The 19,670-nt window shown below is 34.5% G+C and carries 16 protein-coding genes; 6 read left to right on the top strand and 10 right to left on the bottom strand.

All coding sequences use genetic code 11. From position 1 onward, the window contains the following. Positions 1-5: 5 nt before the first annotated feature. Positions 6-1,940: an LTA synthase family protein gene (locus tag C4F50_RS19120; protein WP_194140241.1), complete on the top strand. Its 1,935-nt coding sequence runs from the start codon at positions 6-8 to the stop codon at positions 1,938-1,940. A 75-nt stretch (positions 1,941-2,015) separates the two neighbouring features. On the opposite strand, the gene meaB is transcribed toward C4F50_RS19120, so the two are convergent. From meaB to C4F50_RS19105, 3 genes are all read right to left on the bottom strand, one after another. Beyond that, positions 2,016-3,104, bottom strand: a complete 1,089-nt coding sequence (meaB, locus tag C4F50_RS19115; RefSeq protein ID WP_194140240.1) for a methylmalonyl Co-A mutase-associated GTPase MeaB — start codon at positions 3,102-3,104, stop codon at positions 2,016-2,018. 196 nt (positions 3,105-3,300) lie between these two features. Beyond that, positions 3,301-3,942, bottom strand: a complete 642-nt coding sequence (locus tag C4F50_RS19110; RefSeq protein WP_194140239.1) for an NAD(P)-dependent oxidoreductase — start codon at positions 3,940-3,942, stop codon at positions 3,301-3,303. 58 nt (positions 3,943-4,000) lie between these two features. Further along, positions 4,001-4,408, bottom strand: a complete 408-nt coding sequence (locus C4F50_RS19105; protein WP_194140238.1) for an RrF2 family transcriptional regulator — start codon at positions 4,406-4,408, stop codon at positions 4,001-4,003. Positions 4,409-4,525: 117 nt separating this feature from the next. Between C4F50_RS19105 and C4F50_RS19100 the strand changes: the two genes are divergently transcribed. Both C4F50_RS19100 and C4F50_RS19095 read left to right on the top strand, forming a co-directional pair. Beyond that, complete coding sequence (locus C4F50_RS19100; RefSeq protein ID WP_194140237.1) at positions 4,526-5,437, top strand: AEC family transporter; 912 nt, start codon at positions 4,526-4,528, stop codon at positions 5,435-5,437. Positions 5,438-5,612: 175 nt separating this feature from the next. Beyond that, positions 5,613-6,251, top strand: coding sequence for a peroxiredoxin (locus tag C4F50_RS19095; protein WP_073408764.1), 639 nt, complete (start codon positions 5,613-5,615; stop codon positions 6,249-6,251). Between the two features lie 194 nt (positions 6,252-6,445). On the opposite strand, the gene C4F50_RS19090 is transcribed toward C4F50_RS19095, so the two are convergent. The 3 genes from C4F50_RS19090 to C4F50_RS19080 form a co-directional block, all read right to left on the bottom strand. Continuing rightward, entirely contained in the window at positions 6,446-8,683 is a 2,238-nt protein-coding gene (locus C4F50_RS19090) for a cation:proton antiporter domain-containing protein (protein WP_194140236.1), read from the bottom strand. A gap of 173 nt (positions 8,684-8,856) precedes the next feature. Next, entirely contained in the window at positions 8,857-10,203 is a 1,347-nt protein-coding gene (gene purB, locus C4F50_RS19085) for an adenylosuccinate lyase (protein ID WP_194140235.1), read from the bottom strand. A 181-nt stretch (positions 10,204-10,384) separates the two neighbouring features. Further along, positions 10,385-11,074 (bottom strand): SIR2 family NAD-dependent protein deacylase, encoded by a 690-nt coding sequence (locus tag C4F50_RS19080; protein WP_194140234.1) that lies wholly within the window; start codon positions 11,072-11,074, stop codon positions 10,385-10,387. Positions 11,075-11,220: 146 nt separating this feature from the next. Here C4F50_RS19080 and cysC point away from each other — a divergent pair, with 146 nt between their 5' ends. The 3 genes from cysC to C4F50_RS19060 all read left to right on the top strand — a co-directional run bounded on the left by cysC (position 11,221) and on the right by C4F50_RS19060 (position 14,162). Beyond that, positions 11,221-12,450: an adenylyl-sulfate kinase gene (cysC, locus tag C4F50_RS25710; RefSeq protein ID WP_228012083.1), complete on the top strand. Its 1,230-nt coding sequence runs from the start codon at positions 11,221-11,223 to the stop codon at positions 12,448-12,450. Positions 12,451-12,459: 9 nt separating this feature from the next. Continuing rightward, positions 12,460-13,428 (top strand): sulfotransferase family protein, encoded by a 969-nt coding sequence (locus C4F50_RS19065; protein ID WP_194140233.1) that lies wholly within the window; start codon positions 12,460-12,462, stop codon positions 13,426-13,428. A 62-nt stretch (positions 13,429-13,490) separates the two neighbouring features. Then, positions 13,491-14,162 (top strand): TrmH family RNA methyltransferase, encoded by a 672-nt coding sequence (locus C4F50_RS19060; protein ID WP_194140232.1) that lies wholly within the window; start codon positions 13,491-13,493, stop codon positions 14,160-14,162. A gap of 81 nt (positions 14,163-14,243) precedes the next feature. Here C4F50_RS19060 and C4F50_RS19055 read toward each other — a convergent pair whose 3' ends face one another. The 4 genes from C4F50_RS19055 to C4F50_RS19040 all read right to left on the bottom strand — a co-directional run bounded on the left by C4F50_RS19055 (position 14,244) and on the right by C4F50_RS19040 (position 19,602). Beyond that, entirely contained in the window at positions 14,244-15,161 is a 918-nt protein-coding gene (locus tag C4F50_RS19055; protein ID WP_194140231.1) for a YARHG domain-containing protein, read from the bottom strand. After that, entirely contained in the window at positions 15,158-15,793 is a 636-nt protein-coding gene (locus C4F50_RS19050; protein ID WP_228012082.1) for a DUF2306 domain-containing protein, read from the bottom strand. Before C4F50_RS19050 ends, C4F50_RS19055 begins: the two co-directional genes overlap by 4 nt. A 160-nt stretch (positions 15,794-15,953) precedes the next feature. Further along, complete coding sequence (secA, locus tag C4F50_RS19045; protein ID WP_194140229.1) at positions 15,954-19,295, bottom strand: preprotein translocase subunit SecA; 3,342 nt, start codon at positions 19,293-19,295, stop codon at positions 15,954-15,956. Positions 19,296-19,380: 85 nt separating this feature from the next. Continuing rightward, positions 19,381-19,602 carry a DUF2795 domain-containing protein gene (locus C4F50_RS19040; RefSeq protein WP_007138072.1) on the bottom strand — a complete coding sequence of 74 codons (222 nt, stop codon included), beginning with the start codon at positions 19,600-19,602 and terminating at the stop codon, positions 19,381-19,383. Positions 19,603-19,670: the final 68 nt, after the last annotated feature.

Here is a 19,670-nt window from a genome sequence, read left to right as displayed (position 1 = left end):
TATTGATGAAAAAATTATCTTTTTTAAAGCCTATTTTTAATTTTATTGCAATAGGTTTATTGATTACCACTTTAAGTAGAATCTTTTTGTTCTTTCTGTTTAAAGACCGAGTTGAACAGACACCAGAATATTGGTACATCTTTCCGATTGGTTTACGAATGGATTTGATTCTCCTTTGTTACTTGTCATTTCTTCCGGCATTACTGATTACTTTTTTACCGAATAAATGGCTGCAATTCACCAACCGTTTTTTGGTAATTTACAGTTTCTTGTTTTTGTTTCTGATTCTTTTTGTAGAATTGGCTTCGCCAGATTTTGTTAAGCAATATGATACAAGACCCAACAAGATTTTTCTGGATTATCTTATTTATCCAAAAGAGGTAGTCGGGATGCTTCTAAAAAGCTATTTGATCTCAATTATTGTTACGTTTTTAATTTTAGGCGCTGCTTTGTATTTTGCTTTCAAAAAAGGTAAAAAATATTTTCATACAAGTGCTTCCGAATATAAACTCAAATTACTAATTTTTCCGTTAGTAGCATTTTTGCTGTTTTTTGGAGCGCGTTCAAGTCTTACTTCAAAACGTCCGATTAATGCTAGTAATGCTGTATTTTCTACAGATCAACTTACAAATTGTTTAGGATTAAATTCATTTTACACCGTTGCTTTTGCCGCTTATTCGATTAAAAACGAAGGAAACACTAAAATGTACGGCAAAATGGACGAAGCCGAAGCCATCGCTCGTGTAAAAAAATACATGATGGCAGATAAAAATGATTTTAAAGATCCAGAGATTCCATTTTTGCACCTGCAGCAGCCGGATTCTGCAAACGCTAAACCGTATAATCTGGTAATCTTTTTGCAAGAAAGCTTAGGCGCTGAGTATGTTGGAATTTTAGGGGGAAAACCTCTGACTCCAGAATTTGATAAACTTTCTAAAGAAGGATTGCTGTTTACCAATTTGTATTGTACAGGGACAAGAAGTGTTCGTGGTATAGAAGCCGTTGTAACTGGATTTCTGCCTTCGCCTTCTGAAAGTGTTGTAAAATTAGGAAACTCGCAGCAAGGATTTTTTACGCTGGCAGATGCTTTAAAGCAAAAAGGTTACGACACCAGTTTTATTTACGGCGGCATGGCTAATTTTGATAATATGGCTTCTTTCTTTAACGGAAATGGTTTCTCAAACATTATTGATCAGACAGAATTTGAATCTGATGGAAATAAATATGCTTTTAAAGGGACTTGGGGGTATTCAGACGAAGATTTAGTAACCAAAGCCAACAGTTATTTTAAGTCTAAAGGAGACAAACCTTTTTTCTCTTTAATGTTTTCAACTTCAAATCATGAGCCTTTTGAATATCCAGAAGGAAGGATAAAAACCTATGATAAAAAAGCTGCTACTGTAAACAATGCAATGAAGTATGCTGATTTTTCTATTGGAAAATTCTTTGAAATGGCCAAAAAAGAAGCCTATTTTAAGAACACTATTTTCATCGTAATCGCAGATCATAACACCAGAACGTACGGAAAGAATTTAGTTCCAATCAACAAGTTTCATATTCCCGCATTAATTATGGGGCCTGGAGTTCCAAAAGGAGTTTCGTATTCCAAATTGGCAAGCCAGATTGATATTCCGCCAACATTATTAGGTTATTTAGGACTTCCGTTCGAAACACCTATGGTGGGGCGAAATTTGACCAAATTAAAACCAGAAGTGAAGGGAAGATCCATCATGCAGTTTAATGATATCAATGCTTTTAGAGTAGAAAATCAGGTTGTGATTATGCAGCCCAATTTAAAACCGCTTCAGTTCAAGATAAAAAATGATACGACTTTAGTACCTGTAAAATTAAATGAAGACTTGGCAAAAGATGCTTTGGCGCATGTAATTACGGCAGGAAATCTGTACAAAGAAAATGAATACAAATTGAGGAAAAAATAAGTTTTACTATGTAAGGGATATGAGGGAATTTAAGTTTTCAAATGAACTTATATTGCTTACATGGTTTTAAAAAGACTATTTTTTGAAATACAATTGTAATAAACTCTGAGCAGCTGCAAACGATGAAATTTCATTGTTTTGCACTGCTTTTTTATTTTCTTCTAATGCTAGAATAACTTCAGGGTTATTGTAAAAGTTTGTTTTTAGCTGATCGTTAATAGTTTCCAGCATCCAAAAATGATTTTGATCTTTTCGTTTTTGTTCAAAATAACCACTTTGCTTCGTTAGGTCAAAGTAACTTGAGATTAACTCCCAGATCTCAGAAATACCAGTTTTTGTTACTGCGCTGCAGGTTGTGACTTTTGGTTCCCAAGAAGATTCTCTTTTAGGAAATAAATGCAAAGCACGGTTAAATTCTACTTTTGCCAGATTAGATTTTTTAATATTATCGCCATCAGCTTTGTTGATTACAATGGCATCGGCCATTTCCATAATCCCGCGCTTAATGCCTTGAAGTTCGTCGCCGGCACCAGAAATTTTTAAAAGTAAAAAGAAATCTACCATACTGTGTACAGCGGTTTCACTTTGACCAACACCTACGGTTTCAATAAGAATAGTATCAAAACCAGCAGCTTCACATAAAATGATGGTTTCTCTGGTTTTACGCGCTACACCGCCTAAAGTTTCTCCAGAAGCACTTGGCCTGATAAAAGCATTTTCATCTTTTACCAATTCTTCCATTCGGGTTTTATCACCGAGAATACTTCCATGCGAAAGCGAACTGCTCGGATCGACAGCCAGAACGGCAACTTTTTTGCCCAGCTGGGTTAAGTGTTTTCCAAAAACTTCGATAAAAGTACTTTTTCCAACACCAGGGACGCCCGTAATGCCGATACGTATGGATTTATTGGCATGCGGCAGGCAGCCTTGAATGATCGCTCCAGCTTTTTCAAAATGAGCAGGATTGGTGCTTTCCGCCAAAGTTATAGCACGGCTCAAAGCCGTTCGGTTTCCGTCTAGTATAGCAGCAATTAATTCTTCTGAAGTAGGTTGCTGTTGTCTGTTTTTTTTTATCTGATTGATAGCAGTCTTATTGGTGATTTCTGGAGGTGAAATCCCAGCTTTTTCTTGTAAAGCACTCGATTGTTTTCTTAAATCAGACACAGCAGTTTTTTTGTTCTGTAAAAGTACAGAAAACAAAAACAGTTACAAAAAGTTAGTTAGCCGCGAATTAAACGAATTTTTACTAATTTGTTATTCTCAAAGTGCTATTTGAAAAATAGAATTAATAAAAATTTGTCTAATTCACGGCTAAAAAAGCTCAGACTATTAGCATCTTAGTGCCTTTAGTATCTTAAAATTAATATCCCGCAGTAAAACGAACTTGGTGGTGTTTTGGATTTTCAACTTCGTCAGCAATAACAACGGCTAAATCTTCTACTGATAAAATACTTCTTTGTTCGTCATTAAAAACTGGATTTTCTAATCCTAAACGATATTTCCCGGTTCTTCCTGTTTTAGTTCCTGCGTGCATTTCAAAAGCCGGACTGAAAAATGCCCAATCCAAATCTTTTTCTTCTTTGATTATGTTTAAATAATGTCTTGCTGCGTTGGCACCAGGATAAATTTCTTTTGGAAAATCTGGCGTATCAACGGCTTGTAAATCTGGAGCAACAAACAAACTTCCTGCACCTCCGATAGTAATAAAACGTTTAACTCCCGATTTTTTAGCAGCTTCTTGAATCGCTTTTGATCCAGCTAAAAAATCATCGTAAATGTTTGGGTTTGTCCATCCCGGATTAAATGCGTTTACAATTACATCATGTCCTTTTAGAATTTCTGCCAAAGCTTCAACATTATAAACATCTGCTGCAACCCATTTGGCGTTTGCGGTATCTTTTGGAGTTCTGGCAACAGCCGTGATTTCATGTTTTCTGTCTGCGAATTCATTTAATAAAGCTGAGCCTACAAATCCTGTTGCTCCGATAATTGCAATTTTCATAATTATATAATTTTAATTAGTAATAAAAAATGTTACAGTTTTGAATAAAAAAAGGTTTTTAAAATTGATTCGAAAAATCTTCTAATGAAATGTTTTCCAGCTGTGCGCTGACATTTTTGTTCATTTCACTATACAAAGCTTCCAAATTTTGATTGATTTTTTTTCCGACGGGACAATCTGGATTTGGCTGATTTTTAGCAAAACCTAAACCGATACTTTCAAAAGTCATTTCGAATATTTCTTTTAATGACAAATTTGAAGCGTTTACAGCCAGTTTTGTACCGCCATTTTTACCTTCTTTACTTTCTACAATATGATGTGCTTTTAGGTTGGCAATTTCTTTTCGAACCAAAACCGGATTTAAATTCATGCTTCCTGCAATAAACTCCGATGATAAATAATCGTTCGGAAATTTATTCAGCAAAGTAAGAATGTGAACCGTTATGGCAAATTTACCTGAAATCATACTGTAATAAAATTTGTTACAAATATAGTTTGTTTTGTAACACAAAAAACGATTTTAACTAAAAATTAATCTTTTACCTCAATTTATAAATCCCTATTTTTGTTTTGATCTTACGATATGAACAACTTTATACTAATATTTTTCTTCCTTGCGCTTGGTTTAGTTTTACAACGAGTAAGACAATTTCCAACTCATATCTATAAGACTCTTAATAAAATTGTCATTTATTTTTGTCTTCCTGCTATAACTTTATACCATATTCCGAAGATTAAGTGGAGCAATGAATTGTTGTTTCCGATAGGCGCGGGCTGGATCACTTATATTTTAGCTTTTTTATTTTTTCATATTTTAGGAAGAATACAAGGCTGGTCCAATAAATTAATTGGATGTCTGATTCTGACTGCTGGACTCAGTAATAGTTCATTTCTAGGATATCCCATTATTGAAGCTTTGTTCGGAAAAAAAGGTTTAGAAACAGCTGTTTTGGTCGATCAGCCGGGAACATTTGTTGTGGTTTCTACATTGGGCGTTTTTACGGCCGCTTTTTATTCTAAAGGAAGCACAAATGCGTGGGGGATTATAAAAAAGGTTCTTTTATTTCCGCCATTCATAATGTTTGTCATTGCCTGTTTGATGAATATTTTAGATTTTGATTTAAATGAAAATATTCAATCTCTTTTGTTGAAAATCGGAAGTCTGGTTACGCCTTTAGCTTTGCTTTCTGTTGGTTTGCAATTGACTTTTGATAGAAAAAGCCAGCATTGGAAATTTCTTCGTCTTGGGCTCTTCTTTAAGTTGCTTTTGGTACCGTTTATAATTTTTGTGCTGTATGTTTTTATTTTCAACCAGCATTCAGAAGCCATAAAGATTACAATAATGGAAACCGCTATGGCGCCCATGATTACAGGCGCTATTTTAGCCTCTACTTATGGACTGAAACCAAAATTAAGCAGTATGATGATTGGTTTTGGAATCCCAATTTCTTTTGTAACGCTCGCTATTTGGTATTTTATTGTGGGTTTTATTTGATTTTAGTGATGTTTTATTAAACTCATAAATCTAATGCAGGTATTTAAAAAATTAAAAATATCTCATTTCGTATTAATTATATAGAGCTAGTAGAATTTTAACTTTATTTTAATTTTTATATGTTTTCCAAATCCATTTTTTAGTTAATTTTAGTGGAACTAAAAACTATAAAATTATGTCAACATTACGATTAGGCGATATAGCTCCAGATTTTCATGCAGAAACCACACAGGGACCAATTAATTTTCACGAATGGCTTGGAGATTCTTGGGGTGTTTTATTTTCACATCCAGCAGATTTTACGCCTGTCTGCACAACAGAACTTGGAACTGTAGCGAACTATGTTCCAGAATTTACTAAAAGAAATACTAAAGTAATCGCTTTGAGTGTTGACGGTCTGGACTCACACAAAGAGTGGATTAAAGATATTAATGAAACTCAAAATACAGAGGTTAATTTCCCGATCATAGCCGACGAAGATAAAAAAGTAGCCAATCTGTACGATATGCTGCATCCAAATGCGAGTGATAAATTTACAGTTCGTTCTGTTTTTGTAATCGGGCCAGACAAAAAAATCAAATTGACTTTGACTTATCCAGCTTCGACAGGAAGAAATTTTGATGAATTACTTCGTGTGATTGACAGTTTACAATTAACGGCAAATTACAGCGTGGCAACGCCTGCAAACTGGAAAGACGGAGAAGATGTAGTAATTGCGCCTGCAATTCCAGATAGTGATATTCCGGCCAAATTTCCAAAAGGACACACTCCGATTAAACCATACCTGCGTTTGACACCGCAGCCAAATAAGTAGTTTGAGCTTCTGGTATTCTAAGGAACTAAGTTTCTGAGGTACTAAGCTTCTAAGATAAAGATATGAAGAACAAAAAAGCTTCTGAAATTCTAATTGAAATTAGAAATTCAGAAGCTTTTTCTTTTGTCAGATTCGAAAAAATCAAAAAAACTTAGCACCTTAGACTCTGAGAACCTTAGCACCTTAAAAAAAAACTATACCTTCCTAAACAAAGCATTCATTTTCTTTTTATCACCCACAACCCAGATAATATCATTTTTCTGCAAAATAACATTCGATTCTGGATTTAGGTTTCGATTTCCGTTTCGTTCAATTCCAACAACCATTCCTCCGGTTTTAAATCTAAACTGGCCAATACTTTTTTCAATAAAATCATCGTCAGCAATTTCTAATTGTCTTAGAACAATTTCAGCTTCTTCTACTTCTTTCGCAGCTTCAGTTTCGTTTTGGTTTAGATATTTGGTAAACTCTGTAATTTGAGCATCTGTTCCGATCACGCAGATTTCATCACCAGGAAAAAGACGTTCAGTTTTCGTCGGTATAGAAATCATGACATCACCGCGTTTAATGTACGCAATATTAATCCCCATTTGTTCTCGAATACGAAGTTCTTGCAATGTTTTTCCAGCAAGATTCGATTCTTTTCCAATGTCAAAAAAAGACATGTGACCGTCCCAAGGCATTAAATTGGCATAACGACGGTCGATTTTTTTGTTTTCGCGGTCGTTTAAGTTTTTAAGGAAATGACTTTCGATGCGATGATATTGTTCGTTTAACTTTTTAGGAAAAATTTGATAAGCTCCAATAGCAATAATCAAAGCAACAAAAGCAACCAAAGGTGAGAAAAAAATGTTCAATAAAAAGCCGACAAAAAATAACCCAAGGCTCATTCTGATCAAAATAAGCATCAAAAGCGCACCTCTGTATTTTCGTTCTTCCCATAAAGATTCTACTTCATCTACTTTTACACGACGCAGCGAAAGTGCCCATAAAAAAGGTGCAATTACGGCCAATGTAATTAAAGCTGCCAAAGTGTTTCCAAATCTGGTGTCGGCTACCAGCGGCGCAACAAATTTGGAAGACAATAAAATAATAGCTGTTATAATAATAGTATGAAGAATAATCTGTGTAACTGACGCGCGAAGTACAACCTGCCAAGTACTAACAGACTTTATCGCCTGTGCATTGACACTGTATCGGTTGATGTTTTTAATCCATTTTTTGGGTAATTTTTGTTCTAAAGCCAGTGCAAAAGATTCTGAATATTTAATTAAAAAAGGTGTTGTAAATGTAGTCACTGCAGAAACAGCCACGATAATAGGATATAAAAAGTCGCTTGTTACTTTAAGCGTCATTCCTAAAGTTGCAATAATAAAAGAGAACTCTCCAATTTGTGCGAGACTCATACCTGTTTGCACAGATTGTTTTAAAGGCTGCCCAGATAGTAACGCACCAAAAGAAGAACTGAATGCTTTTCCGAAAATTGTAACTAAAGTAATTATTGCTACCGGAAGCGCATAATTGACCAAAGTTTCGGGATTGATTAACATTCCAACAGAAACGAAGAAAACGGCACCAAAAAGATCTTTTACAGGCTGAATCAAATGTTCTATTTTCTCGGCCATTGTAGTTTCTGCTATAATAGAACCCATAATAAAAGCACCTAAAGCAGGAGAGAAGCCTACTTCATTAGCGAACATAACCATCATTAAACAAAGAGCGAGCGAAATAATCAAAAGCATTTCGTCTGTTAAAAGATGTTTGGCTTTTTTAAAAATAGTCGGAATAATGAAAATACCGCCCAAGAACCAGATAATTAAAAAGAAAATTAGTTTTAAAACCGACTGCAGCAATGCGCCTCCAGAAACTTCGTTGCTTACAGCAATTGTAGATAATAAAACAAGCATTAAAATGGCAACAATATCTTCTACAATAAGAGCTCCAAATACTATACCGACGAACTTTTTTCCTTTTACATTCAATTCATCAAAAGCCCTGATAATAATAGTTGTGGATGAAATTGAAAGCGTAGCACCTAAAAAAATACTATCCATTTTTCCCCAGCCCATCCATTGTCCAACAAAATAACCAATCATCACCATAAAGATAATCTGGGTTATGGCCGTGACTGAGGACGTGCCGCCGACTTTCATCAATTTCTTAAAACTAAATTCGAGACCGAGACTAAACAGCAGGAAGATTACCCCAATTTCTGCCCAGACTTCAACGCTGTGCATGTCTGATATTGATGGAAAGAAATCAAAATGATTTCCAGCCAAAAATCCGGCGATTAAATACCCAAGGACTAAAGGCTGTTTCATTTTTTTAAATAATAGAACAGCGATTCCAGCAGTCATCAGGATTAATCCCAAATCACTAATTAAAGGTTTTAAGTGGTGTGTAGTTTCAGCAGCGGCGCTTAAGGCAATCATAAAGTGGTATTTTTTCTTTAAGAACTCATCCAGCTTTTATTAAAATAAATTCACTTTAATTTTTACGAAAATTAAATTAGGTGTAATCTGGGCTGGTTTCGCTCGAAATAATTAATAAAAAAAAGCTATCTCGATAAAGATAGCTTTTTTTGACAAAATATTTTAGGTTTTCTTTAAATTCCTGTGTAATTACTAGGTGTTATCTGCATTAATTCTGCTCTAACAGCTTCTGAAACTTCCAAAGTCGAAATAAAATTATGAATTGCATTTTTGTCAATTGCCTCATTAGTTCTTGTTAAACCTTTTAAAGCTTCGTATGGATTTGGATACGCTTCACGACGCAAAATAGTCTGAATAGCTTCGGCCACAACAGCCCAGTTTTTCTCTAAATCTTCAGCGAATTTATTTTCGTTTAAAAGTAATTTGTTCAAACCTTTCAAAGTAGCTTCAAAAGCGATAATAGTATGCCCAAACGGAACGCCCACATTACGTAAAACGGTACTGTCAGTAAGATCACGCTGTAATCTTGAGATTGGTAATTTGGCTGCTAAATGCTCAAAAATAGCATTTGCAATTCCTAAGTTTCCTTCAGAGTTTTCAAAGTCAATTGGGTTTACTTTGTGCGGCATTGCAGAAGAACCAATTTCGCCGGCTTTGATTTTTTGTTTGAAATAATCCATCGAAACATACGTCCAAATGTCGCGGTCTAAATCGATGATGATGGTATTGATTCTTTTTAAAGCATCAAAAAATGCTGCAAAATGATCGTAGTGCTCTATCTGAGTTGTTGGGAAAGAATGTTGTAAACCAAGATCGGTTTCAACAAATTTGTTTCCGAATTGTTTCCAGTCAATTTGAGGATAGGCTACATGATGTGCATTAAAGTTTCCTGTTGCGCCTCCAAATTTTGCCGCAAACGGAATATTGAATAACAAACGCATTTGTTCTTCAAGACGTTCAACAAAAACTAAAATTTCTTTTCCTAAACGAGTAGGAGAAGCCGGCTGTCCGTGCGTACGTGCCAGCATCGGAATGTCTTTCCATTCGGTGCTTAACTCTTTTAATTTAGAAATTAAAGATATTAAAGTCGGCATGTAAACCTGCTCAAAAGCTTCTTTTGTAGAAAGCGGAATGGCAGTGTTGTTAATATCCTGAGATGTTAATCCGAAGTGAATGAACTCTTTGTATTGAGATAAACCTAATTTTTCAAAAGCATCCTTAATAAAGTATTCTACTGCTTTTACATCGTGGTTGGTTACTTTTTCTGTTTCTTTAATCCAAAGTGCATCTTCTGTAGAAAAATTTTTGTAAATGTTTCTAAGGCTGTCAAATAAACCAGAATCAATACCTTTTAATTGTGGTAACGGAATTTCGCATAAAGCAATAAAATATTCCACTTCAACCAAAACGCGGTATTTTATTAAAGCTTCTTCGGAAAAGTAAGGTGCTAAATTTTGGGTTTTATTTCTATAACGTCCATCAATTGGCGATATAGCATTCAATTCGTTTAGAGTAGTCATTGTTATGTTGTTTTTCGAAAGGTGCAAATATAAACAGAATTTACGGATTTAAAGTAATCACAAAGTCAATTGGAAGTATTTTAAAAGGGAAAAAGAAAACAAACACTAATTTTTCAATTGGTGTTTAAATGATTCCAAAATAAATAATCTTCATGATCATTCGTGTTTAATGATTAGGTGTTTAAAGTGATTTTAATCGTTCTCTTAGATCCGCAACTCCTTCAGAAGCAAACTTGGCAATTGTTTCAACTTTATTTCTAATGTTCGGAATCGAAATAGGTTTTGGATCAATATAAAAAACAGGCGTTGTACTTGGCGTATACGAGATTAAACCTGCTGCAGGATAAACTTGCAGCGAAGTGCCAATTACCGCAAAATAGTCGGCTGTTTCGGTTATGTCAATTGCAGATTCAAGCGCAGGAACTTCTTCGCCGAACCACACAATATGAGGGCGAAGTTGATGACCATCTGCATCGAGATCGCCTGTAAATAAATCTTCTGTCCAATCCAGAATAAGGTTTTTGTTTTGGGTACTTCTTACTTTTAACAATTCTCCGTGAAGATGTAAAACTTTTGTGCTTCCGGCGCGTTCATGCAGATCGTCTACATTTTGAGTGATAATATGTACATCAAAATCTTGTTCTAATGCTGCCAAAATAATATGTCCGGGATTAGGCTGTACTTCTTTTAACTGCTGGCGACGTTTGTTGTAAAAATCCAAAACCAGTTCTTGATTTTTGTGCCAGCCTTCCGGCGTTGCAACTTCCATTACATCGTGTCCTTCCCACAAACCGTCACTGTCGCGAAATGTTTTAATACCGCTCTCGGCACTAATTCCGGCGCCAGTTAAAACCACAAGTTTCTTTTTCATTTCTTCTTTTATTAAAAGATAAAAATAACAATTTCTAAGATGTATGGTCACTATTTTTTTTGAAAGAAAAAACCGTATTTTTACTTATTGCGGCATTTTTGTAAATTATTTAGCTTTAAAATAATTATTCAACAAAAAAAATCGAAATGATTTTACTACAATTTACAGGATTATCAGGTTCAGGAAAAACTACATTGGCAGAAAATGTCAGTATGATGTTATCAGCAAAAGGGTATCAGGTAAAAATTGTAGACGGTGATGTGTACCGGAAAACAATATGCAGTGATTTAGGATTTTCTAAAGAAGACCGCCTCGAAAACGTAAGGAGGCTTTTTAAGGTCGGTTGCGATTTTGTAGAATCCAATTGTATTGTTTTAATGTCTGTTATAAATCCGTACGAAGATTTGAGAAAAGAAATTGCTCAATTTGAATTTGTAAAGACGGTATTTTTAGATTGTTCGCTCGATAAATTGATCCAAAGAGATCCAAAAGGGCTTTATCAAAAAGCACTACTGCCAGAACATGACAGTAATAAAATTAAAAATTTTACTGGTATAAGCGATGTTTATGAAGTACCGTTAAAGGCAGATTTAGTGTTGAAAACAGGTTTGGAAACCGTTCAAGATTCTACTCAGAAATTATATGATTTTATTATCAACAATATAGTGACAAACCAATCTTCTTTTAAGCCTACGAATCCATCTTCATGCCAGCTTCCGATTTCTTTTTCTATAGAAAGATTACAGCAGGATCTTCTGATCTGCGAAACCAATTTATGGACACCGCATTTTAATACAGGACGTTATGAAGGCAATTGGACAAGTGTTTCGCTGCGTTCTCAATCGGGAAAAGAAACCGATATACTTTCTTTTCCGGATAAAGAATATAAAAACACGCCCTTATTAGACAGTTGCTCTTATTTTAAAGAAATTATGGATTGGTTTGAATGTGAAAAAGAAGCAGTACGATTACTAAGGCTTGGATCAGACAGCGAAATTAAAGAACATGTGGATAATGACACTTCTTATGAAGACGGTTTTTTCAGGATTCACGTGCCGATTGTAACTAACTCGGAAGTATTTTTCTATGTAGATAAAAAACTAGTTCCGATGAAAATGGGAGAGTGCTGGTATGCTAATTTTCAGCGGCCCCACTACGTGCAGAATAAAAGTTCAGAACCTCGCGTTCATCTTACACTCGATTGCATTCGGAACGAATGGTCTGATAATTTGTTCTCTCAAATGGGTTTTGATATAAGTTATACTCCTAATAATGATCAATACTCAGAAGAAGAAAAACAGCAGATAATTGCTGAGCTTTCTAGAAATCCATCTGAAATTAATAATCAAATTATTGCTGATCTTCAATTAAAATAAAAATCAAAAATGGAAAACTCTCAACAGCCGCTCGTAAATTGGATTCCGAATAAATTGGTAGAAAAAGATAATGGAATCTATGTAGAATGGGTGTATTTATCGGATTTAAAATTTGCAGAACCCTTTTTTGATGAAACAATTGCCAAATGCAGAAGTCATGCTTACAATTCTAAAAGTTTTAAAGTTTTAAGTACGATTGAGAATACAATTGATTGGTCTCAAGAAATGGTTTCGGTTGAATTGAAATCATTGATTTTTCATATTTCAAGATGTGGTTCTACTATGCTGAGTCAGTCATTGGCTACTTCGTCTGAAAATATTATGATTTCTGAAGCACCCATTATTGATCAGATTTTGAGAAATGAAATTTTCGGAACAGAAACGAAAACGGCTTTGTTAAAAGCGGTTTTACGCTTTTTTGGGCAAAAAAGATTTCCCAAACAAAAACATTTGATTCTTAAACTAGATGCTTGGAATATCTTTGAAATTGATTATTTGCGATCTATTTTCCCAAATATTCCTTTTGCTTTATTGTATCGAAATCCGGGAGAGGTTTTAAGATCCCATCAAAAGATGGCAGGGATGCATATGGTGCCAAATTTGATTCCGCCAGCTGTATTTGGAATTACCCCAAATGAAATCGATCAGATAGATTCTAAACAATATAGGGCATTAGTTCTCGAGAAATATTTTCAAGGCTTTTTAGATTTTCATCAAACAGACAAAAATGTAATCATTCTTAATTATAATGAAGGAATGAAAAGTGTTGTAGAACAGTTTGTCTCTTTTATTAAAGTTGATTATTCTAAAGATGAAATGGATAAAATGCTTGAACGCCTAAAAAAACATTCTAAAAACGAAAGCTCCGTCTTTATGGGAGATTCTTATAAAGATGATGTTTTAATAGTAAATCATAAAAAGGCTGATCTATTGCACCAGAAACTAAATGAAAATTTCAGCAGGCAATTGGCGCGTTGAAAATAAAGATAAATCTTTATTCTATTTCATTAATAGTGTATTTTTGCGCAAATTCAAATAAAATGATTGATTTAGATTACCTCGCATTTTTAGAAAACATATTAACAGAAAACCGCAAAGAACGATTTTTAGAAGTACTCGACAATCGCACCAAACATTTTACCGTTGCTGTAGAAGATGTTTATCAGATGCATAATACAAGTGCTGTCATGCGCAGTTGTGAAGTTTTTGGAATTCAGGAATTGAATATAATCGAACAGCGTTTTGGAAAAAGAATAGATAAAGAGATTGCTTTGGGAGCTCAAAAATGGGTAGACATCAATCGTTTTGAATCGGTGTCGGCATGTTTGACAGGTTTAAAAAATAGAGGCTACCAAATCATTGCGACAACACCGCATGAAAAAGACTGCATGCTGGAAGATTTTGATATTACAAAACCAAGCGCTTTGTTTTTTGGAACAGAAAAAGAAGGTTTGTCTCCAGAAATCATGGAAAATGCTGATGGTTTTTTAAAAATTCCCATGGTTGGTTTTACAGAAAGTTTAAATATTTCGGTTTCTGCGGCCATTATTATTCAGGATTTAACCAACAGACTCCGCAGATCTGATATTGATTGGAAGTTGTCAGCAGAAGAAATTTTGGAAAAACGTTTGCATTGGGCAAAGAATTCTATAAAAGATATTAAAAGAATTGAAGCCCGTTACTATCAGGAAAATCCAAGATCATTAATCTAAAAAGTTAGCCGCGAATTCACAATCTTTTTGATAAAAAAATTGTGAATTCGCGGCTAAAATATACTGGTTAAATTTTAAAAATTACCTTCCGAAAGAATCATAATTGTCTTCTGCGTATTTTTCAAAACGTTTTAAAATAGCAATATTTTGTTTTTCAACAGCTGTCAGTTTATCGTCTACATTGCTGTACATCGGAATATACCATTCTACTTGATTAAAAAACTGACGGATTGTTTTGGTTTTAAAAGTAAGTCCGTGGCGGGCAAAAATGGTGTTTCTAAGAATTTGAAGATCTATTTTCTTTAGATTTTTTAGATCCGATTCAGTGAATTTTTGAACAGAAGAATTCAATGTTACAACTTTTTCCGACGCCACTCTGTACAAAGAAGTATTTTCGTATTCTGTTTCTTCATTTTCGATTCCGATATTTTCTGCATCTTCGGTTTCTTCCGCTTCATATTTTACTTTTTCTATTTTAGGATTTTGATAATCCACATACATTCCTTCTTCTGGAAGTTTTAAGTACGGATTGTATCTAAATTCTTTTTTAGAAAGTGTAAAACTTCTTTTTCGCACTTCCTTATTAGGGTTATTTGCTGTCCAAGTTCCCACAAGAAGCGTATCATTTTTAATTTCGCATTCAAAAAAACCGTCATTTTTATCGTCTCCCGGTTCATTCAAAACGAAGTGTATTTTATCTCCTTTTTTTGTCATTCTGCCTGTAAAAGGTCTGTTGTTTCCAGCAACAATGCTTCGTCCTGTAACTTCAGACGAAGTAATTTTTTTAATTGAAATGTTAATTTTATTGCTGTACATCTCATTTTGTGTTTCTGTATTGGTTCGTTCTTCTGCAACAAAATCGCCGACCCAAGAGCCATAAAGTTCTGTCATTAGTTCAGGTTCCTCTGTTTTTGCAGGAATGACTTCTAAAGCTTTTTTCTCTTTTGAATTGCATGAAAAAAGCAAAACGGCAAGTAATAAATAAAAAGGTTTTTTCATTTTTTTGATTGGTTGTATAAATAATATTCGATAATTAATAAGTTCGGAATCCAGCCCAGCCATGCAATAATCTGGTAAACGTCCATAGGGCCGGGATGAAATATAGTAACGATAACTACTTTCCAAAATCTTAATGTTATAGCAGAAAAACTTAAAGCAAAGCTTCTGTACATAAAGATTTTGTGAGCATTAACGTCTTTGTTTTTTATGGCTGTAACACCTTTAAGAGTAAAATAAAACCAAAGAGTTGCCAGTGTTACAAATGATATTTTTGAAAATAAACCGCCATTGGCAAAAAGACCTATGAAGAATCCCGAAGGTGCGCTGAGAAAAAGAATAGTATAGGAATATAATTTCCCCATCATTTGATGGAGCTTTGGATATTTTTTTAAAATCGTTGAATTAAACTGCGAAAATCCAGCTAGTAAAACAAAAATAGAAGAACAAACATGAATATAGAAAAAGACAAGGTATAAGGGAATTTCTGTAACTTCTGTCTGTTTGATTTGAAGAAAACCTGCGTCAGTTTTAAACGGGAAATACTGTATTGTAATCTTAATCATTAAGATGAAAAAGTAACCAAAACATATTGTCAGTAACAATAATAATGGAGATTTTAGATATTTTTTCAATTTAGCTTATAAGATTTTGATGAGCAAATGTAGGAAAAAAGGTTTTAATAAAAGGGATGTGAAATTAAATATCATTGAAATAAGAAAATAAAAAAATCTCCGACTACTTTTCAATAATCGGAGATTTTATATTTATTCTCTAAAAGAGATTTTCGTAAAATTAACTAACCAAAACCCAAGTTCCAGCAGCGATTAAGCTTTCGGCTTTTTTAAACTTCATTGTTTCGGTTTTACCAGTGGCAACTTCCTGAACGGTAACCGTATCATTTCTGTTGATTTTTGGCATGTCTCTTACAATTGTTTCAGTTACCTGACGCTGTTGCGTTTCTCCAGCTTCACGATTGATGTTTTCGCTGTTAGGAATTTCGTCTTTACTTAATTGTAAATTTTCTTTTTGACGAACTTCTCTTGCTTCATGAATTTCAGGAACATTTTGAGCTGGTAAATCACCTTTGAATAAGAAAGAAATAACCTCTTTGTTTACGTTGTCCAGCATTCCTCTAAACAAATTGAAAGCCTCTAATTTGTAAATAAGCAATGGATCTTTTTGTTCGTGAACAGCCAATTGAACAGATTGTTTCAATTCGTCCATTTTACGTAAATGTTTTTTCCAAGCTTCGTCAACAATAGAAAGCGTGATGTTTTTCTCGAAATCAGCAATTAATTGCGCTCCTTCGCTGTCATAAGCTTTCTTTAAATCTGTTACTACATTCAAAGTTTTGATACCGTCTGTAAACGGAACTACGATTCTTTCAAAATGATTGTTTGGTTCTTCATAAACACCTTTGATAATTGGGAAAGCTTCTCTGGCACTTCTTTCTGTTTTTTCAGTGTAGAATGTTAAAGCTTCTTTGTATACTTTTCCAGTAACTTCAATATCCGATAATTTAGTGAAATCAGCCTCTGAAATTGGAGAAGTGATTCCGAAATAACGGATTAAATCGAAGTCAAATCCTTTAAAATCATTGGTTACTTTATTTTGGCTTACGATCAATTCGCAAGTATCATAAAGCATGTTTGCGATATCTAGTTTAAGACGCTCACCAAATAAGGCATGACGACGGCGTTTGTATACTACTTCACGCTGTGCATTCATTACGTCATCATATTCTAATAAACGTTTACGAACACCAAAGTTGTTTTCTTCTACTTTTTTCTGTGCACGTTCGATAGATTTAGTCATCATAGAATGCTGAATAACTTCACCTTCTTTAAGTCCCATTCTGTCCATAACTTTTGCAACTCTTTCAGAACCGAACAAACGCATTAAGTTATCCTCAAGAGAAACATAGAACTGTGAACTTCCTGGATCTCCCTGACGACCAGAACGACCACGTAACTGTCTGTCTACACGACGCGAGTCATGACGCTCTGTACCAACGATTGCTAAACCTCCCGCAGCTTTTACTTCTGGAGATAATTTAATATCGGTACCACGACCAGCCATGTTTGTTGCGATAGTAACTACTCCAGCTTTACCAGCTTCTTCAACGATTTGAGCTTCTTGCTTATGCATTTTAGCATTCAATACGTTGTGTGTGATTCCTCTCATTTTAAGCATACGGCTTAATAATTCTGAGATCTCTACAGAAGTTGTTCCAATAAGAACTGGTCTTCCTGCTTTTGATAATTCTGTAACATCTTCGATTACAGCATTGAATTTTTCACGTGTTGTTTTGTAGATATAATCTTCCTTGTCAATTCTTGAAATTCCACGATTGGTCGGGATTTCAACAACATCCAGTTTATAAATCTGCCATAACTCACCAGCTTCTGTAACCGCTGTACCTGTCATGCCGCCCAGCTTGTTGTACATTCTGAAATAATTCTGTAATGTAACAGTTGCAAAAGTCTGCGTAGCAGCTTCGATTTTTACATTTTCTTTTGCTTCGATTGCTTGGTGAAGACCGTCAGAATAACGACGTCCGTCCATGATACGGCCAGTCTGCTCATCGACAATCATAATTTTGTTGTCCATGATCACATATTCTACATCTTTTTCAAAAAGAGCATATGCTTTTAAAAGCTGTGTTAAAGTATGGATGCGCTCACTTTTTACACCAAAATCCTGAAATAATCTTTCTTTGGCTTCTGCTTCAGCGTCTTTGTCTAATTTTTGTTTTTCGATTGCTGCGATTTCTGTTCCGATATCTGGAAGTACGAAAAAGTCTGAATCAGTATCTCCAGAAAGGTATTTAATACCATTATCTGTTAATTCAACCTGATTGTTTTTTTCTTCAATCACAAAATATAAAGCTTCATCAATTTTATGCATTTCACGGTTGTTATCCTGCATGTATTGATTTTCAGTTTTTTGAAGCAATTGTTTAATTCCTTCTTCACTCAAAAACTTAATTAAAGCTTTGTTTTTAGGCAAACTTCTGTAAGCTCTTAATAATAAGAAACCTCCGTCTTTAGTATTTCCTTCTTTGATTAATCTTTTAGCTTCTGCTAAGAAACCATTTGCTAACTGACGCTGTTGTGCAACTAAGTTTTCAATTTTTGGTTTCAATTCGTTAAACTCATGACGATCTCCCTGAGGAACTGGACCTGAGATAATAAGCGGTGTTCTGGCATCATCGATTAATACCGAGTCAACCTCGTCGACAATCGCATAATTGTGTTTTCTCTGTACCAGATCACTTGGTGCGTGCGCCATGTTATCTCTTAAGTAGTCAAAACCAAATTCATTGTTGGTTCCGTAAGTGATATCGGCATCGTATGCTTTTTTTCTTTGTTCTGTACTTGGCTGGTGGTTATCGATACAATCTACAGATAAACCGTGGAATTCAAATAATGGTGCTTTCCAAGTGCTGTCACGTTTTGCCAGGTAATCATTCACAGTTACTAAGTGTACACCGTTTCCTGTCAAAGCATTTAAGTAAAGCGGTAAAGTTGCCACTAATGTTTTACCTTCTCCAGTCTGCATTTCGGCAACTTTTCCTTCGTGTAAAACCATACCTCCAATTAACTGAACATCATAATGGATCATGTCCCAAGTAATGTCCTTTCCTGCAGCATTCCATTTGTTTGCCCAAATTGCTTTTTCACCTTCAATGGTGATATAAGATTTTGCAGCAGAGAATTCACGGTCTTTTGGAGTTGCCGTAACTTCGATATGTGAGTTTTCTTTAAAGCGGCGAGCCGTTTCTTTAACAACCGCAAATGCTTCAGGAAGAATTTCCATCAAAGTTTTTTCAGAGATTTCATAAGCTTCTTTTTCAAGAGCGTCAATAGCATCATAAAGATCTTCTCTTTTGTCGATGTCTTCGATGTTTTCTACTTCTGCTTTAAGCGAAGCAATTTTAGCATCCTTATCAGCTCTGGCTTCTTTTATTTTTTCTTTAAAATAAACGGTTCTTGCTCTTAATTCGTCGTTTGAAAGACTCATTAGAGAAGATTCGAATGTTTTAATTTTGTTTAAGTAAGGTTGTAAAGCTTTGACATCTTTTTGCGATTTATCGCCGACAAAGACTTTAATAATACTGTTTATGAAACTCATGATTTATTGTATTTCTATTTTACGTATATATTTGAACCAAAAAAAAAGCCTCTATGATGAGAGACTTTTTCATTTGGTTTATTTTTTAATATTCATCCTCATTCCAAAGATAATCTTCGTCTGTTGGATAATCAGGCCAAATTTCTTCCATTGATTCATATATCTCGCCTTCATCCTCGATAGACTGAAGGTTCTCTACTACTTCTAATGGAGCACCAGCTCTAATAGCATAGTCTATAAGTTCATCTTTGTTAGCAGGCCATGGCGCATCACTTAAATAAGATGCTAATTCTAATGTCCAATACATCTGTTATCTGTTTAGTTTTGTGCAAAAATAAATTTTTTACTGAAAAAGACAAGTAATTTTTGATTTAT

Source organism: Flavobacterium hungaricum, from assembly GCF_015182285.1.
GTDB lineage: Bacteria > Bacteroidota > Bacteroidia > Flavobacteriales > Flavobacteriaceae > Flavobacterium > Flavobacterium hungaricum.
This window is presented reverse-complemented; position numbering and strand designations above follow the sequence as displayed.

Bases quoted from the DNA above. Each gene is read 5' to 3' on its own strand.
- secA (WP_194140229.1), bottom strand. From the start codon at position 19,295: ATGAGTTTCATAAACAGTATTATTAAAGTCTTTGTCGGCGATAAATCG.
- C4F50_RS19105 (WP_194140238.1), bottom strand. From the start codon at position 4,408: ATGATTTCAGGTAAATTTGCCATAACGGTTCACATTCTTACTTTGCTG.
- C4F50_RS19060 (WP_194140232.1), top strand. From the start codon at position 13,491: ATGATTGATTTAGATTACCTCGCATTTTTAGAAAACATATTAACAGAA.
- cysC (WP_228012083.1), top strand. From the start codon at position 11,221: ATGATTTTACTACAATTTACAGGATTATCAGGTTCAGGAAAAACTACA.
- C4F50_RS19080 (WP_194140234.1), bottom strand. From the start codon at position 11,074: ATGAAAAAGAAACTTGTGGTTTTAACTGGCGCCGGAATTAGTGCCGAG.
- C4F50_RS19095 (WP_073408764.1), top strand. From the start codon at position 5,613: ATGTCAACATTACGATTAGGCGATATAGCTCCAGATTTTCATGCAGAA.
- C4F50_RS19100 (WP_194140237.1), top strand. From the start codon at position 4,526: ATGAACAACTTTATACTAATATTTTTCTTCCTTGCGCTTGGTTTAGTT.
- C4F50_RS19040 (WP_007138072.1), bottom strand. From the start codon at position 19,602: ATGTATTGGACATTAGAATTAGCATCTTATTTAAGTGATGCGCCATGG.
- C4F50_RS19055 (WP_194140231.1), bottom strand. From the start codon at position 15,161: ATGAAAAAACCTTTTTATTTATTACTTGCCGTTTTGCTTTTTTCATGC.
- C4F50_RS19090 (WP_194140236.1), bottom strand. From the start codon at position 8,683: ATGATTGCCTTAAGCGCCGCTGCTGAAACTACACACCACTTAAAACCT.
- C4F50_RS19120 (WP_194140241.1), top strand. From the start codon at position 6: ATGAAAAAATTATCTTTTTTAAAGCCTATTTTTAATTTTATTGCAATA.
- C4F50_RS19065 (WP_194140233.1), top strand. From the start codon at position 12,460: ATGGAAAACTCTCAACAGCCGCTCGTAAATTGGATTCCGAATAAATTG.
- C4F50_RS19110 (WP_194140239.1), bottom strand. From the start codon at position 3,942: ATGAAAATTGCAATTATCGGAGCAACAGGATTTGTAGGCTCAGCTTTA.
- purB (WP_194140235.1), bottom strand. From the start codon at position 10,203: ATGACTACTCTAAACGAATTGAATGCTATATCGCCAATTGATGGACGT.